The sequence below is a fragment of the Chelativorans sp. M5D2P16 genome (assembly GCF_034427935.1).
GTDB lineage: Bacteria > Pseudomonadota > Alphaproteobacteria > Rhizobiales > Rhizobiaceae > Chelativorans.
The window spans coordinates 95,196-109,966 of record NZ_JAXQNM010000026.1 but is presented as its reverse complement, the minus strand read 5'-3'; the positions used below and the strand labels follow the sequence as shown (position 1 = coordinate 109,966).

Sequence of the window (14,771 nt, the reverse complement as noted above, 5' to 3'; positions counted from 1 at the left end):
CCTACTGTTCGAGTGCCTTGACGATGTCCTCGGTCATTTTCTTTGCGTCGCCGAGCAGCATCATGGTTCCGTCCTTGTAGAACAGGGTGTTGTCGATGCCGGCGTAGCCGGAGCCGAGGGAGCGCTTGACGAACAGGCAGGTGCGGGCCTTGTCGACGTCGAGGATCGGCATGCCGTAGATGGGCGAGGCCTTGTCGTCGCGGGCGGCCGGGTTGGTGACGTCGTTGGCGCCGATCACGTAGGCGATGTCGGCCTGGGTGAACTCGGCGTTGATGTCTTCGAGCTCGAACACCTCGTCGTAAGGAACCTGGGCCTCGGCCAGAAGCACGTTCATGTGCCCGGGCATGCGGCCGGCGACCGGATGGATGGCGTATTTCACCTCGACGCCCGCCGCCTTCAGCTTGTCGGCCATTTCTCTCAGCGCATGCTGGGCCTGGGCCACCGCCATGCCGTAGCCCGGCACGATGATCACCTTCTGGGCATTCTGCATCAGATAGGCCGCATCGTCCGCCGAGCCCTGCTTGACCGTGCGCTCGATGCCGTCGTCCGCCGCGGCGGAAGTCTCGCCGCCGAAGCCGCCGAGGATGACGGAGATGAAGGAGCGGTTCATGCCCTTGCACATGATGTAGGACAGGATCGCGCCCGACGAGCCGACCAGCGCCCCGGTGATGATCAGCGCCAGATTGCCGAGCGTGAAGCCGATGCCGGCCGCCGCCCAGCCCGAATAGGAGTTGAGCATCGAGACCACCACCGGCATGTCGGCGCCGCCGATCGGGATGATCATCAGGACACCCAAGGCCAGCGACAGCAGGACGATCAGCCAGAACACCGTCGTGCTCTGGGTCGTCACCAGCAGGGCGATCAGCACGATCAGCGCGAGGCCGAGCCCGGCATTGACCACATGGCGGGCCGGCAGGAGGATCGGCTTGCCCGACATGCGCCCGTCGAGCTTCAGAAAGGCGATGATGGAGCCGGTGAAGGTGATGGCGCCGATCGCCACGCCGAGCGACATCTCGACCAGCGCCTGGGCGTGGATGGCGCCCAGCGTGCCGATGCCGAAGCTTTCCGGGGAATAGAGCGCGGCCGCCGCCACCATGACGGCGGCAAGGCCGACGAGCGAGTGGAAGGCGGCGACGAGCTGCGGCATCTTGGTCATCTGGATGCGCCGGGCGATCACCGCGCCGGCGCCGCCGCCGGCGGCCAGCCCGAGGACGATCAGCCCCAGCCCGCCGGCAGACGGCGTGGCGATGGCGAGCGTCGTCAGGATGGCGATCCCCATGCCCGCCATGCCGAAATAATTGCCCTGCCGGCTGGTCGTCGGGTGCGACAGGCCCCTGAGCGCCAGGATGAACAGGATGCCGGAAACGAGATAGAGGAAGGAAGCAAGCTCGGCGTTCACGTCACTTGTCCTTCTTCTTGTACATGGAAAGCATGCGGCTGGTCACCAGGAAGCCGCCGAAGATGTTGACCGAGGCGAGCACCAGGGCAACGAAGCCGAAGCCGGTCGCCAGCCCCGAGGCCGAGATGCCGACGGCCAGCAGCGCGCCGACGACGATCACCGAGGAGATGGCGTTGGTGACGCTCATCAAAGGCGTGTGCAGGGCCGGCGTGACCGACCACACCACGTAGTAGCCGACGAAGATCGCCAGAACGAAGATGGCGAAGCGGAAGACAAAGGGGTCGACCGCCCCGCCGGTGGCGCCGTGCGCCAGGGCGCCGGCGGCATCGGCCGCCTCGAAGTTCTCGACGGCGGCGCGCACGCCCGCCGTGGCGCGCTCGAGCTGCTCGAGCGCCCGTTCGACTGCGGTGGGTTCCATCAGTTCTCTCCCCCCGTTGTGTTCGTGCTGCCGGCCGTCCCGGCGGGTGCGGCGGCGCCGGCCGCGGTCTGCTTCGGCTTGGCGGCGTCCGACTTGGCCGCGTCCGACTTGGCCGCGTCCGACTTGGTGGCGTCCGACTTGGCCGCGCCAGATCCGGATGCCCCCGTCTTGGCGGCACCCGACTTGGCCGTAGTGGTCTTGGCCGTGCCGGTCTTGGCGCCCGTGCTCCTGGCCGTGCCGGTCCTGGCTGCGCCTCTCTTGGATGCGCTTCTCTGGGCGCCCGCCGGCTTCTTCGCCGCGCCGCCCTTCGCCCCGCCGGCCGCCGGGGCCGCCTCGGCAAGGTTCGGATGCACCACCTTGCCCGCATGGGTCAGAAGCGTCGCCTTGACCAGCTCGTCGTCGAAGTCGATGGCAAGCGCCCCCTTCTCCTTGTCGACCAGCGTCTCCAGGAAGGCATAGAGGTTGCGCGCATAAAGAAGCGAGGCCGAGGCCGCCACCCGGCCCGGCACGTTCAGATGGCCGAGGATCTTCACCCCGCCCGCCGTCGTCACCACCTCGCCGGGCTTGGCGCCCTCCACATTGCCGCCGCGCTCGACCGCCAGATCGACGATCACCGAGCCAGCCCGCATGGACTTGACCATCTCGGCCGATACCAGCTTCGGCGCCGGCCGGCCGGGGATCAGCGCCGTGGTGATCACGATGTCCTGCTTGGCGATGTGCCCGGAAACGAGCTCTCCTTGAGCCTTTTTCTCCTCGTCCGTCAATTCGCGCGCATAGCCGCCCTCGCCGGAGGCGTCCTTCAAGGCCTCGGTCATGACGAACTTGGCCCCGAGCGAGGCGACCTGCTCGCCCGCCGCCGCCCGCACGTCGGTCGCCGAGACCACCGCGCCCAGACGCCGCGCCGTGGCGATCGCCTGCAGGCCGGCCACGCCGGCGCCCATCACGAACACCTTCGCCGCCGGCACCGTGCCCGCCGCCGTCATCATCATCGGCAGCGCCCGGTCATATTCCGCCGCCGCATCGATCACCGCCCGGTAGCCGGCAAGGTTCGCCTGCGAGGACAAGACGTCCATCGACTGCGCCCGCGTGATGCGCGGCATGAACTCCATGGCGAACGCCGTCAGCCCGGCCTTCGCCAGCGCCGCAACCTCGCCCTCGTGGCCGTAAGGGTCCATGGCGGCGATCACCACCGCGCCTTTTTTATAGCCCTTGACCTCGGCCGCCTCCGGCCGCCGCACCTTCAAGACCACGTCGGCCTTGCCGGCATCGGAAGCCGCGCCAACCTTCGCCCCGGCCTTCTCGTACTCGGCATCGGAAATGCGCGAGGCAACCCCCGCACCCTTCTCGACCACAACCGAAAAGCCAAGACCGACAAGCCGCTTCACCGTGTCCGGCGAAGCCGAAACACGTCCCTCGCCAGCAGCCCGCTCTCGACCAACAAATATCGTCTGTCCCACCGTCTGTTCCTTGTCGTTGGAAGGTTCCGCCGCGTTTCCTCGCCGCATGGGACAGGCCGGGCGTTGCAACGCCCGGCCTTTGCCGATTGCCGGAAGAATCAGGAGGCGGCCTTCTCCTGCACGGGGTCCGTCTCCGGAAAGACCGGGTAGAGCCCCTTCACGCGTCCCATCTGCTGCGCGAGCGCCAGAACGCTGTCGATGAAGGGCGTCTCGATCTCGCCCAGCCGGCCCATCTCCTGAACCGAGGTCAGAAGCGCGTCGAGTTCAATGGTGCGCCCCTTGTCGACGTCCTGCAGCATCGAGGTGCGGTGTGCCCCGACCTTGGCCGCGCCGTTGATCCGGCGTTCGACGTCGACCCGGAACGTTGCCCCGAACTTCTCGCCGATCGCCTGCGCTTCCAGCATCATGTTGCGTGCAAGCGTACGGGTGCCCGGATCGGTCGCGACCACGTCGAGCGTGGCGCCCGTCAGGGCGGAAATCGGATTGAAGCACAAATTGCCCCAGAGCTTGATCCAGATGTCGTTGCGGATGTCGTCGTAAAAGCGTGGGCTCAACTCGCCTGCTTCCAATGCTTCGGCGAGCCGCTTCACGCGTGCGCTTTCGCTGCGGTCCGGTTCGCCGAGGCCGAACTGATTGCCGTAAATGTGCTTGATCACGCCCGGCTCGGTAATTGTGGTGGCCGGGTAGACGGTGGCGCCGATGACGCGCTCAGGGCCTATGACGTTCCATTGCCGGTTGCCGGGGTCGACGCTTTGCAGACGATAGTCTGCGAACTCCGGTCCGAGCCCGTGGAAGTACCACCAGGGCAGCCCGTTCTGGGCAGTCACGACCGCGGTATCCGGTCCCAGAAGGGGAACCATGTCCTCGGCGACCTGCCAGGCCTGATGTGCCTTCAGCGCCACGACCACGTAGTCCTGCGCTCCAAGTTCGCGGGGATCACTGGTTGCGGGCATGTGCTCGACGATCTCGCGATCGTCCAGGAGGAGCTTGAGTCCGTTTTCGCGAATGGCTTCGAGATGGGCGCCGCGGGCGATCAGCGATACGTCGGCCCCGCCGCGCTTCAGCATCACTGCCATGTAGCCGCCGATCGCGCCGGCACCGTAAATGCAGATCTTCATGGTTCTCCTCCAGGTCACCTTGCGCCCGCTGCAGGGATGCTCGCGCGGGGTATGAACCCCGTCCCACGCCGCATTGACAACGGATGCGTTCGATACCACCCGCCACCGATCCCGATGGCAGGTATGCGATGCAGTGCCCTAAGCTGTGGTATACATAATCCCACAGAGGCATGTCGTGTCAATCCCCGTGCTCCTGCTGCAGGCCTGGCATAGGCGGCATTCCCGCAGGCGGGAGGAGGGATGTCACCGCATTTCGACCGGGAGCGTGGGCGCTTTCCAAGGAGACGGCGGCTCGTCCAGTCTGCCGTGAAGGAAGCTAATATGCTGAAAAGGCGGGCCCTTTGCGGCGGACGGGATCTTGACGACCCCGCCGTCGACCGCATGCGGGAACAAGCGGACCCGACGAGACGGCGTTGCGGCTGCGACGCTGTGACCCGGTCAGGCCGGCGTGCCGCCGATCAGTCCGCGCAACTCGGCCACCTTTTCCTCCAGGAGTTGCCGGTCCGCCCGGGTCTCCACATTGAGGCGCAGGAGGGGCTCGGTGTTGGAGGCGCGCAGGTTGAAGCGCCAGTCGTCGAAGACAAGGCCAAGCCCATCGAGCGTCTCGACCTCCGGATTGGCCGGCTTATAGTGCTCGGCGATCTTTTCCTGGATCGCCTTGGCATCCTCGACGGTGAAGTTGATCTCGCCGGAGCAGGGGAACTTGGCGATTCGCTCCTCGAGCACATCGGCGAGCTGCGCGCCGGTGGCCGAAAGCTCGCAGACCACGTCCAACCAGGCGAGCATGCCCGAATCGCAATAGGCGAAATCGCGGAAATAGTGGTGCGCACTCATCTCACCGCCATAGATGGCGTTTTCCTCGCGCATCATGTGCTTGAAATAGGCGTGTCCCGTGCGGCAGGGCTTGGCCACGCCGCCCATGCTTTCCACGATATCGATCGTGTTCCAGGTAAGTCTCGGATCGTAGAGGATGGTACTGCCGGGCACCTTCTCCAGCATGCGCTTGGCGATCATGCCCACCAGATAATAGCCCTCCACGAAGCGGCCCTTGTGGTCGTAGAGGAAGCAGCGGTCGAAATCGCCGTCCCAGGCGATGGCGAGATCGGCCCCATGCTCGACAACGGCTTGGCTCGCTTTTTGCCGCTTCTCCTTGAGCAGTGGGTTGGGGACGCCGTTGGGCAGGCGCGGGTCGGGCTCGTGGTCGATCTTGATGAAGGTGAAGGGCAGGTGCTCTTCCAAAAGGTCGATGATCGGACCGGCGCAGCCATTGCCCGCGTGGCAGACGATCTTGAGCGGCTTGAGATTCTGGCCGGCGACCTCTTCGAGGAGCCGCTCGATATAGGCGGTCCGATCGCATGTCGGCTGAAGCGCTCCGCGCCCGGCATAATCGGCAGCCGTTGCGAACCGCCTGTCTGAGCGCATCAGCGCCTCGATCGCGTTGAAGGCGTTGTCGGGCGTGGCGGCGGCCGCGCCCTTCAGCACCATCTTGATGCCGTTGTAGTCCGGCGGGTTGTGGCTCGCCGTCACCATCAGCCCGGCATCCGCGCCCGAGCGCGCGGTGTGGAAATAGACTTCCTCGGTGCCGCACTGGCCGACCGGCAGCACGTTCACCCCGCTGTCGAGCAGGCCTTGCGCGAGCGCGCCGGCAAGCGCCGGGCTGTCAAGGCGCATGTCGTGTCCCACGACGACAGCCTTGGAACCCAGGCTTTCCTTCACCGCCTGGCCAAAGCGGTAGGCAAAGGGGACGTTGATCTCGCCGGGTATCTGGCCGCGAACGTCATACGCCTTGAAAGGTGCGCTCATTCCGGTTCCTCTCCTGAACAGCAGCGAACGTCTTTCTGTTAAATGGGAAGACATCATGACGCAATTGCGAAGGCGATCCTCACCACTTGTGACAGGTGCTGCGACAGAGTGAACATTGCTATCTGTTGCGAAAGTTCCTGCGCGCGCCTATTCCGCAAGTCAGACACATCGGGGCGAGGCAGGAAAACGAATATGCAATTCATCGATCTCGGCGCGCAGCGCGAGCGCATTCAGGAAAGGCTTGAGAAAAGCATCGCCAAGGTGCTGGCCGAGGGGCGCTATATCCTGGGGCCCGAAGTCGCCGCGTTCGAGGAGAAGATCGCCGACTATATCGGCGTGAAGCATGCCGTCGCCTGCGCCAACGGCACCGACGCGCTTCTGATCCCGCTTTTGGCCCGCGGCATCGGGCCGGGGGACGCCGTCTTCTGCCCGTCTTTCACCTTCGCCGCGACGGTGGAAGTAGTGGCGCTCACCGGCGCCGCCCCGGTCTTCGTGGACATCGATCCCGACACCTACAATATCGATCTCGAAAGCCTCGATGCCGCCATTTCCCTGGTGCGCGAGGACGGTCGGCTGGCGCCTAAGGGGATCATTCCGGTCGATCTGTTCGGACTGGCGGCCGACTACGACGGCATCGCCAGGATCGCCGCGCGCGACGGGCTTTTCGTCATCGAGGACGCCGCCCAGGCGACCGGCGGCGCGCGCGGCAATACCATGTGCGGCGCTTTCGGCGACGTCGCGGCCACCAGCTTCTATCCGGCCAAGCCGCTCGGCTGCTACGGAGACGGTGGCGCGATGTTCACCAACGATGCGGAACTGGCCGACATCCTGCGCTCCGTCGCCTTCCACGGCAAGGGCGAGAGCCAGTACGACAATGTGCGCATCGGGCTCAATTCGCGGCTCGACACCATCCAGGCGGCGATCCTGATCGAGAAGCTCGCGATCCTGCCCGAGGAGATGGATCTGCGTCAGGAGGTGGCGGCGCGCTACAATGACCTGTTGGGGGATGTCGTGAAAGTACCGCAGATCCCGCGAGGCAGCCGCTCCGCCTGGGCGCAATACGCCATCGAAACGCCCGCGCGTGACACCGTCCGTGCCAGACTGAAGGACGAAGGCGTCCCCTCCGTCATCTATTATGAAAAGCCTCTGCACGTGCAGGGTCCCTATGCGCATTATCCGCGCACGCCTGCGGGATTGCCCGTCTCGGAAAGTTTGCCGGATCGTATACTGTGCCTGCCGATGCATCCGTACCTCTCCGAGGGCGACCAGGTACGCATCGCCAGGGTCGTTCGCGAGGCGGTGAGGGAGGCCTGAAAGGGGTGAGGGAAGAACATTTCACATTCGCCTTCATTGGCGAAAAATGTGCGTCGGCAGGCCGGTGCCATTGGGTTGCGGCGCCTTTGAGCGCCTCAGGATCGCCATGCTATTGCCGGAGTGTTCCCGTCGCGGGAGAGTAACGACAGTACGAAGGTTCGAAAATATGCCGGGAACCCTTACGCATCTCCAGCGCCTGGAAGCCGAGTCGATCCACATCATGCGCGAGGTGGCGGCGACCTTCTCGAAGCCGGTGATGCTTTATTCCATCGGCAAGGACTCCTCCGTCCTGCTGCACCTGGCGATGAAGGCCTTTTATCCCGCCAAGCCGCCCTTTCCCTTCCTGCATGTCGATACGACCTGGAAGTTCAAGGAGATGATCGCCTTTCGCGATCGTATGGCCGCCGAACTCGGCTTCGACCTTCTGGTCCATACCAACGAGGAGGGCGTGCGCGACGGCATCAACCCCTTCGACCACGGCTCCAACGTTCATACCAACATCATGAAGACCGTGGCCCTGCGCCAGGCACTCGACAGATACGGCTTTGACGCGGCCTTCGGGGGCGCGCGGCGCGACGAGGAGAAGTCGCGCGCCAAGGAGCGCATCTTCTCCTTCCGCACCGCCTCCCACAGCTGGGATCCGAAGAACCAGCGCCCGGAGATGTGGAAAATCTACAATACCCGTGTCGCGCAAGGCGAATCCATTCGCGTCTTTCCTCTGTCGAACTGGACCGAGCTCGACATCTGGCAATACATCCTCCAGGAAAACATCCCGATCGTGCCGCTCTACTTCGCCAAGAAGCGGCCGGTGGTGGACCGTGGCGGCATGACCATCATGGTCGACGACGATCGCATGAAGCTCTTGCCCGGCGAGAAGGTCGAGGAGCGGAAGGTGCGCTTCCGCACGCTTGGCTGCTATCCGCTGACCGGCGCCATCGATTCCGAGGCCGAAACGCTGGAGGACATCGTCGCCGAGATGCTGACGGCGCGCACCTCCGAGCGGCAGGGCCGCCTCATCGACCGTGACGAGACAGGCTCGATGGAAAAGAAGAAGCGGGAAGGATATTTCTGATGCTGAAGGTCGACGACTCCACGCTTCCCGAAATCGAGGCCGCCGATATCCGCACCTATCTGGCGACTCAGGAAAACAAGACGCTTCTGCGGTTTCTGACCTGCGGTTCGGTGGACGACGGAAAGTCGACCCTGATCGGCCGGCTCCTCTTCGACACGAAGCTGATTTTCGAAGACCAGCTTTCGGCCCTCGAGCAGGATTCCAGGAAGCACGGCACGACTGGAGAGGATATCGATTTTGCCCTGCTCGTGGATGGACTGGAGGCGGAGCGTCAGCAAGGCATCACCATCGACGTCGCCTATCGCTTCTTCTCAACGCCCCTGCGCAAGTTCATCGTCGCCGACACGCCGGGCCACGAGCAGTATACGCGCAACATGGCGACCGGCGCCTCCACCGCCGATCTCGCCATCGTGCTCGTCGACGCCCGGCAGGGAATCCTGAGACAGACGCGGCGGCATTCCATGATCGCCTCCCTTCTGGGCATCCGCCACATCGTTCTGGCAGTGAACAAGATCGACCTCGTTGATTTCGACGAGGCGATCTTCAACGACATCGTGGCCGAGTACGAGTCCTTCGCGAAGGATCTCGGCTTCACCTCCATGGTGCCCATCCCGATGTCGGCGCGCTACGGCGACAACGTCACCAGGGCGTCGGAAAAGACGCCGTGGTATTCCGGTCCCTCGCTGCTGGACCATCTGGAGACGGTGGACGTCGAGGCCGAGGCGAGGGAGCGTCCCTTCCGCTTTCCCGTGCAGTATGTGAACCGGCCCAATCTCGATTTCCGCGGTTTCGCGGGCACCGTCGCCTCCGGCACGGTCGCCGTCGGTGACGACGTGGTCGTCGCCAAGTCGGGCAAGCGCTCGCGCGTCAAGCGGATCGCCAGCTACGGCGGTGACAAGGCGCGCGCCGTTGAAGGCGAGGCGGTGACGCTGCTTCTGGAGGACGAGATCGAGGTCTCCCGCGGCAACATGCTCGTTGCACCGGAGGCCCGGCCGCATGTCGCCGATCAGCTCGCCGCCAATGTCGTGTGGTTCGACGAGCATCCGCTGCTTCCCGGGCGCATGTATCTCCTGCGCACCGAGACGGACGAGGTGAACGCCACAGTCAGTCATCTGAAGCATCGCATCAATATCAACAATTTCGCCCACGAGGCGGCCAAGTGCCTGAACTTAAACGAGGTGGGCGTCTGCAATTTCTCGCTCCAGGCGCCGATCGCCTTCGATGCCTTCCAGGACGACCGCACCACCGGCGCCTTCGTTCTGATCGACCGGCTGACCAACGCCACCGTCGGCGCCGGCATGATGCTTTATCCCTTGCGCCGGGCGGCCAATATCCATTGGCAGGCGCTGGATGTGTCGAAGAACTCGCGCGCCGAGTTGAAGCATCAGAAGCCCGCAGTCCTGTGGTTCACGGGGCTGTCCGGCTCCGGCAAGTCGACCGTCGCCAATCTCCTGGAGAAGAAGCTGCACGCGGCTGGTCGCCACACCTACATCCTCGACGGCGACAATGTGCGCCACGGGCTCAACCGCGACCTCGGCTTCACCGAGGAGGATCGCGTGGAGAACATCCGCCGCGTGGCGGAGGTGGCGCGCCTGATGGCCGATGCCGGGCTGATCGTCCTGGTCTCCTTCATCTCACCCTTCCGCGCCGAGCGCCGCATGGCGCGCGACCTGATGGCGCAGGACGAGTTCGTCGAGGTTTTCGTCGACACGCCTTTCGAGGAATGCGCCAGGCGCGACCCCAAGGGACTCTATGCCCGCGCGCTCAAGGGCGAGATCAAGAACTTCACCGGCGTCGACTCGCCCTATGAGGAGCCGGAACGGGCCGACGTTCACCTGAAGACGGTGGGCCGTGCACCCGAAGATCTGGCGGACGAGTTGGAAACGTGGATGCGGGAGCGAGGCTATTGCTGAACGACACCGTGGAACGGCTGAATGACGAGGCTGCGCTTCTCGGCCTTTTCGAGGAACTTGCGTTGGCCGCCGGCCGCGAGATCATGGTGCATTACCACGAGGGCGTCAGCGTCGAGAAGAAGGCCGACGCCTCGCCGGTGACGGAGGCCGACCGGGCGGCCGAGCGTGTCATCCTCTCAGGGCTGCGCGCCACCCTTGCCGGGGCACCTTGCGTTTCGGAGGAAGAGGCTTCCGGAGGCGTGCTGCCGGTCTGTGGCGATGACGGCTTTCTCCTGGTCGACCCCCTTGACGGCACGCGCGAATTCATCAACCGCCGGGCCGACTTCACGGTCAACATCGCCCTGGTGAAAGAGGGTGTGCCGGTGGTCGGGGTCGTCTATGCGCCGGCGCGCGACCTGCTCTATTCCGGCCGGCCGGGAGCTGCTTTCGAGGTGGAAGTACGCGATGGCGGGAAGGTGACGGGCCGGCGCGAGATTGTCGCCCGCCCGGCGCACACGCCACCGGCCATCGTCGCCAGCCGCTCCCATTCCACGCCGGAGACGGTCGCCTTCATCGAGCGTTATCCGGGTGCGGAGACCGTGTCGGTCGGCTCGTCGCTCAAGTTCTGCATGCTGGCGCGCGGCGAGGCGGACCTCTACCCGCGCTTCGGCCGCACCATGCAGTGGGATACCGCCGCGGGGGATGCCGTGCTGCGGGCCGCCGGTGGGCGCACGCTGACGCTCGAAGGCGCGCCGATCACCTATGGCCCGAAGGGCGGGGAGGGGCTTGAAGCCTTCGCCAACCCGTTCTTCATCGCCGAGGGGCGTCCCGCCGCCCGCGTTTAGGTTACATTTCCGCCCGCCAGGGCGGGTTTGCCCCGGCGCGCGAGACGGTGATCGCGGCAACGCGCGCGGCAAAGGCGAGCGCATCGCGCACGGTGCCTTCCTGCAGCCGTGCCACGCCCGCCTTGCTCAGGGCGCCCGCCTCCCGCAAGGCTGCCAGCATGCCGGCATTGAAGGCATCCCCCGCGCCCACCGTGTCGACGACCTCCACCGGCACTGCCTCGACCACCGCGCTGCCGCCGTTCCAGAATGCCGCTGCGCCCCGGCCGCCGCTGGTGATCACGACGAGCTTCGTGCCCGCCCCGAGCAAGTCCCGCGCTGCCTCGGCGTGGCCACCCGTTCCGCCAAGCCAGGCAAGGTCCTCTTCCGAAATCTTCACGATGTCGGCCATCGCCATCATGCGGCGCATGCGCGCCCTGTGGGTCTCCGCATCCTTGATGAAGACCGGCCTGATATTGGGATCGAGCATGGTGACCCGGGTGGAGGCCTCGCGCGCCATCAGCGCCTCGTAGGTGCCCCCGCAGGGCTCCGTCGCCAAACTTATCCCGCCGAACAGGAGCGCTTCCACCCCGTCGTCGAGGCGTGGCAGGTCCGATTCGGAGAGCATGCGCCCGGCGGTGTTCTCGTCATAGAAGAAATAGCTCGCCTGTCCGTCCGCGAGAGTGACGAAAGCGAGCGTGGTGGGAAGGCTCGAGATCCTGGCATAGGTCAGATCGACCCGGCTTTCGCGCAGGGCCGCCTGGAGCCGGACGCCGAAGAGGTCGTCGGAAAGCCCCGAAAAGAAGCCCGCAGGCGTCTCCAGCCTGCCGAGCGCCAGCGCACTGTTGAAGACCGAGCCGCCCACATGCGGGGCGAAAGCGCTCTCGCCGCTTTTCGCTTCGCGCGGCAGCATGTCGATCAGCGCTTCGCCGCAGCACAGGATCATGGTTTCTCCTCCCTCGGTTAGATTGATGGCCGGATCAAAAAGCGGATTGGGCGCCGACGAGGAAGCGGTCAGCCAGCGGCAGGCTTGCGCCGCCCAGCGCGCGGGCGTGGCGCCCCACCGTTCCCTCGCGCACGGCGGGCAGGGCGATGCCCTCCGAATCGAGACCGGCGAGGCGGTGCGCCGTGCGCTCCACGATCGCGGCGCGAACGGAAAGCGGCAGCCATCCGTCGATCACGGCCGTCTGGAAATCGATTACCGCCGAGGCGGCCAGAATCGCATGCGCCAGACCGTGTGCGGCTTCTTCGATCCACGCGCTTTCCTCCGGTCCCTGGGCGCCCCAGTCGTCGGGGGAGACCCACAGATGCGTGGTGTCCCGTCTGCTCGCCAGAAGCCGTTTTTCAAGCGCGCTCAGGGAAGCGATGTCGATAAGCTGCCGCATCCTGCCGTTCCTGTCCGGAACGGGCATCGATCCAAGCGCCCCGGCATTGCCGGTGCGTCCCCCGAACAGGCGGCCGCTGAGAGCCACGCCTCCGCCGACGAAAGCACCGAGATAGAGATAGACGAAATCGCCCCGGGCGGGCGGATCGCCGAAGACGAGTTCGGCGCCGCAGGCCGAGGTCGCATCGTTCTGCAGATAGACCGGGAAGGGACATTTTTCCGCAACCGCGGCGCGAATATCCACCTCCCGCCAGCCGTCCATGGCCCCCGGCGGCGCCCCGGCGGCGTCCGCCCAGTTCCAGAGCTGGAAGGGGATGGCGATCCCCAGGCCGGCGACACGCTCCCAGTCCCGGGGCGCGAGGCTGCCGGCGATCTCGTCCATGTCCGCGGTCACCAGGCGGATCGTCTCTGCCGGTGTCGGATAGGCGTAGGAGTGCCGGCATGTGCGGCGGATCGTGCCGCAAAAATCGATCAGCGCCAGCTCCGAGCTGCGCCGTCCGATCTTCAGGCCCAGGAAAAAGGCGCCGTCGGGATTGAGGCTCATCGGAATGGAGGGCTGCCCCACCTTGCCGCGCTGCGGATCGCCGCGCACCAGAAGTTCCTCCGCTTCGAGCCGGCGCATGATGACCGAGACGGTCTGGGCGGAAAGCCCGGTCATGCGCGCGATCTCGGTCTTGGCGAGGCTGCCGTTGCGGCGCAGGAGCGAAAGGACGAGGCGCTCGTTATAGTCGCGCATGCCGCTCTGGTTGGTGCCCAGATTCTGGCGTGGCGGTGCCTCTTCGCCCTCTCGTTGCAGGCCGATTTCCACGGACTGGTTCCTTTCCCTCCCGGCATGGATTGCGGCGCAGAATGCTGCGCCCGGCGCGTCAAGTCAACAATAAATAAATAAAGTTGATTTATATATTGACAGCTCCGTGATCCTTCTGTTTTCTGACTGCGTGTGATCGCTCGAAAAGGGCTGACACCTCGTGGCGCCGACAGGCGTCATCTCATGTTTTCTCGGGAGGATTACCGTGAACAAATATGCGCTACTGAAGACCACTGCGTTCGCGCTTGCGAGCGCCGCCATCCTCGGGCTTGCCCAGCCTGCCGCTGCGCAGGACGAGCAGGTAAGCGCCTGTCTCATTACCAAGACGGACATCAACCCGTTCTTCGTCAAGATGAAGGAAGGCGCGACGCAGAAGGCGGAAGAGCTTGGCATCGAGCTTTCCACCTATGCCGGTCGCGTGGACGGGGACCATGAGACCCAGCAGCAGGCGATGGAAAGCTGTATCGCCGCGGGCGTCGATGGTGTGCTTATCACCGCGTCCGACACCAAGGCCATCGTGCCGCTCGTCCGCCGCGCCCGCGAGGCCGGCATTTTGGTGATCGCGCTCGACACGCCGTTGCAGCCACTCGACGCCGCCGATGCGACGTTCGCCACCGACAATTTCGAGGCCGGCCGCCTGATCGGCGCCTGGGCGAAGGCGACGCTTGGCGAGGAGGCGGAGAATGCGCGCATCGCCTTCCTCGACCTCAACGAGAGCCAGCCCTCGGTGGGCGTCCTGCGCGACCAAGGATTCATGACGGGCTTCGGCATCGACACGGCCGACCCCAACCAGTGGGGCGACGAGGACGATCCGCGCATCGTCGGCCACGAGGCCACCAACGGCAACGAGGAAGGCGGCCGCAGGGCGATGGAGAACCTGCTTCAGGTCGATCCGAACCTGAACGTCGTCTACACCATCAACGAGCCGGCTGCGGCGGGTGCCTACGAGGCGCTCAACGCGTTCGGCAAGGCCGACGACGTGACGATCGTCTCGATCGACGGCGGCTGCCCGGGCGTCCAGAATGTCGCCGAGGGCATCATCGGCGCCACCGCTCAGCAATATCCGCTGCTGATGGCCTCGATGGGCATCGAGGCGATCGCTCAGTACGCAGAGGACGGCACGGTGCCCGAGCCGAGCGAGGGCCTTGATTTCTTCAACACGGGCGTCAACCTCGTCACCGACGATCCGGTCGAGGGCATTCCCTCCATTTCCGTGGAGGAGGGGCTGGAGCGCTGCTGGGGCTGATCCCGGGGCAAGGCCGTTCATTCATGTGACGGGGCGGCA

Annotated in this window: 12 protein-coding genes; 5 read left to right on the top strand and 7 right to left on the bottom strand. The window is 65.3% G+C overall.

Annotated features, from left to right (window positions below; genetic code table 11):
* Position 1: 1 nt before the first annotated feature.
* The 5 genes from SIN08_RS14300 to SIN08_RS14280 all read right to left on the bottom strand — a co-directional run bounded on the left by SIN08_RS14300 (position 2) and on the right by SIN08_RS14280 (position 6,195).
* Positions 2–1,399 (bottom strand): NAD(P)(+) transhydrogenase (Re/Si-specific) subunit beta, encoded by a 1,398-nt coding sequence (locus tag SIN08_RS14300; protein ID WP_322449554.1) that lies wholly within the window; start codon positions 1,397–1,399, stop codon positions 2–4.
* Between the two features lies 1 nt (position 1,400).
* On the bottom strand, positions 1,401–1,817 hold the full coding sequence (locus SIN08_RS14295) for an NAD(P) transhydrogenase subunit alpha (RefSeq protein ID WP_322449553.1): 417 nt from the start codon (positions 1,815–1,817) through the stop codon (positions 1,401–1,403).
* The gene (locus SIN08_RS14290; protein ID WP_322449552.1) at positions 1,817–3,274 is read right to left on the bottom strand and encodes a Re/Si-specific NAD(P)(+) transhydrogenase subunit alpha; all 1,458 of its coding nucleotides are present in this window, start codon (positions 3,272–3,274) and stop codon (positions 1,817–1,819) included. The genes SIN08_RS14295 and SIN08_RS14290 overlap by 1 nt, the downstream gene beginning before the upstream one ends.
* A 98-nt stretch (positions 3,275–3,372) precedes the next feature.
* Entirely contained in the window at positions 3,373–4,392 is a 1,020-nt protein-coding gene (locus SIN08_RS14285) for a 2-dehydropantoate 2-reductase (protein ID WP_322452267.1), read from the bottom strand.
* A 438-nt stretch (positions 4,393–4,830) separates the two neighbouring features.
* The gene (locus SIN08_RS14280) at positions 4,831–6,195 is read right to left on the bottom strand and encodes a phosphomannomutase/phosphoglucomutase (protein WP_322452266.1); all 1,365 of its coding nucleotides are present in this window, start codon (positions 6,193–6,195) and stop codon (positions 4,831–4,833) included.
* A gap of 192 nt (positions 6,196–6,387) precedes the next feature.
* Between SIN08_RS14280 and SIN08_RS14275 the strand changes: the two genes are divergently transcribed.
* The 4 genes from SIN08_RS14275 (at position 6,388) to cysQ (ending at position 11,318) form a co-directional block, all read left to right on the top strand.
* Positions 6,388–7,509 (top strand): DegT/DnrJ/EryC1/StrS aminotransferase family protein, encoded by a 1,122-nt coding sequence (locus SIN08_RS14275; protein WP_322452265.1) that lies wholly within the window; start codon positions 6,388–6,390, stop codon positions 7,507–7,509.
* Between the two features lie 166 nt (positions 7,510–7,675).
* Positions 7,676–8,581: a sulfate adenylyltransferase subunit CysD gene (cysD, locus tag SIN08_RS14270; protein ID WP_322452264.1), complete on the top strand. Its 906-nt coding sequence runs from the start codon at positions 7,676–7,678 to the stop codon at positions 8,579–8,581.
* A complete protein-coding gene (gene cysN, locus SIN08_RS14265; RefSeq protein WP_322452263.1) occupies positions 8,581–10,494 on the top strand; it encodes a sulfate adenylyltransferase subunit CysN in 1,914 nt (637 codons plus the stop codon). Before cysD ends, cysN begins: the two co-directional genes overlap by 1 nt.
* Entirely contained in the window at positions 10,488–11,318 is an 831-nt protein-coding gene (cysQ, locus tag SIN08_RS14260; RefSeq protein WP_416208075.1) for a 3'(2'),5'-bisphosphate nucleotidase CysQ, read from the top strand. The genes cysN and cysQ overlap by 7 nt, the downstream gene beginning before the upstream one ends.
* A 1-nt stretch (position 11,319) precedes the next feature.
* Here cysQ and SIN08_RS14255 read toward each other — a convergent pair whose 3' ends face one another.
* Both SIN08_RS14255 and SIN08_RS14250 read right to left on the bottom strand, forming a co-directional pair.
* Positions 11,320–12,240 carry a carbohydrate kinase gene (locus SIN08_RS14255; RefSeq protein WP_322452262.1) on the bottom strand — a complete coding sequence of 307 codons (921 nt, stop codon included), beginning with the start codon at positions 12,238–12,240 and terminating at the stop codon, positions 11,320–11,322.
* Between the two features lie 34 nt (positions 12,241–12,274).
* A complete protein-coding gene (locus SIN08_RS14250; protein ID WP_416208074.1) occupies positions 12,275–13,486 on the bottom strand; it encodes an ROK family transcriptional regulator in 1,212 nt (403 codons plus the stop codon).
* Between the two features lie 205 nt (positions 13,487–13,691).
* Between SIN08_RS14250 and SIN08_RS14245 the strand changes: the two genes are divergently transcribed.
* Positions 13,692–14,732 (top strand): sugar ABC transporter substrate-binding protein, encoded by a 1,041-nt coding sequence (locus SIN08_RS14245; protein WP_322452261.1) that lies wholly within the window; start codon positions 13,692–13,694, stop codon positions 14,730–14,732.
* Positions 14,733–14,771 lie beyond the last annotated feature (39 nt).

What these genes read in the sequence shown, in the direction of transcription:
- SIN08_RS14295 (WP_322449553.1), bottom strand. Translation starts at nt 1,817, where the DNA reads ATGGAACCCACCGCAGTCGAACGGGCGCTCGAGCAGCTCGAGCGCGCC.
- SIN08_RS14285 (WP_322452267.1), bottom strand. Translation starts at nt 4,392, where the DNA reads ATGAAGATCTGCATTTACGGTGCCGGCGCGATCGGCGGCTACATGGCA.
- SIN08_RS14280 (WP_322452266.1), bottom strand. Translation starts at nt 6,195, where the DNA reads ATGAGCGCACCTTTCAAGGCGTATGACGTTCGCGGCCAGATACCCGGC.
- SIN08_RS14275 (WP_322452265.1), top strand. Translation starts at nt 6,388, where the DNA reads ATGCAATTCATCGATCTCGGCGCGCAGCGCGAGCGCATTCAGGAAAGG.
- cysD (WP_322452264.1), top strand. Translation starts at nt 7,676, where the DNA reads ATGCCGGGAACCCTTACGCATCTCCAGCGCCTGGAAGCCGAGTCGATC.
- cysN (WP_322452263.1), top strand. Translation starts at nt 8,581, where the DNA reads ATGCTGAAGGTCGACGACTCCACGCTTCCCGAAATCGAGGCCGCCGAT.
- SIN08_RS14255 (WP_322452262.1), bottom strand. Translation starts at nt 12,240, where the DNA reads ATGATCCTGTGCTGCGGCGAAGCGCTGATCGACATGCTGCCGCGCGAA.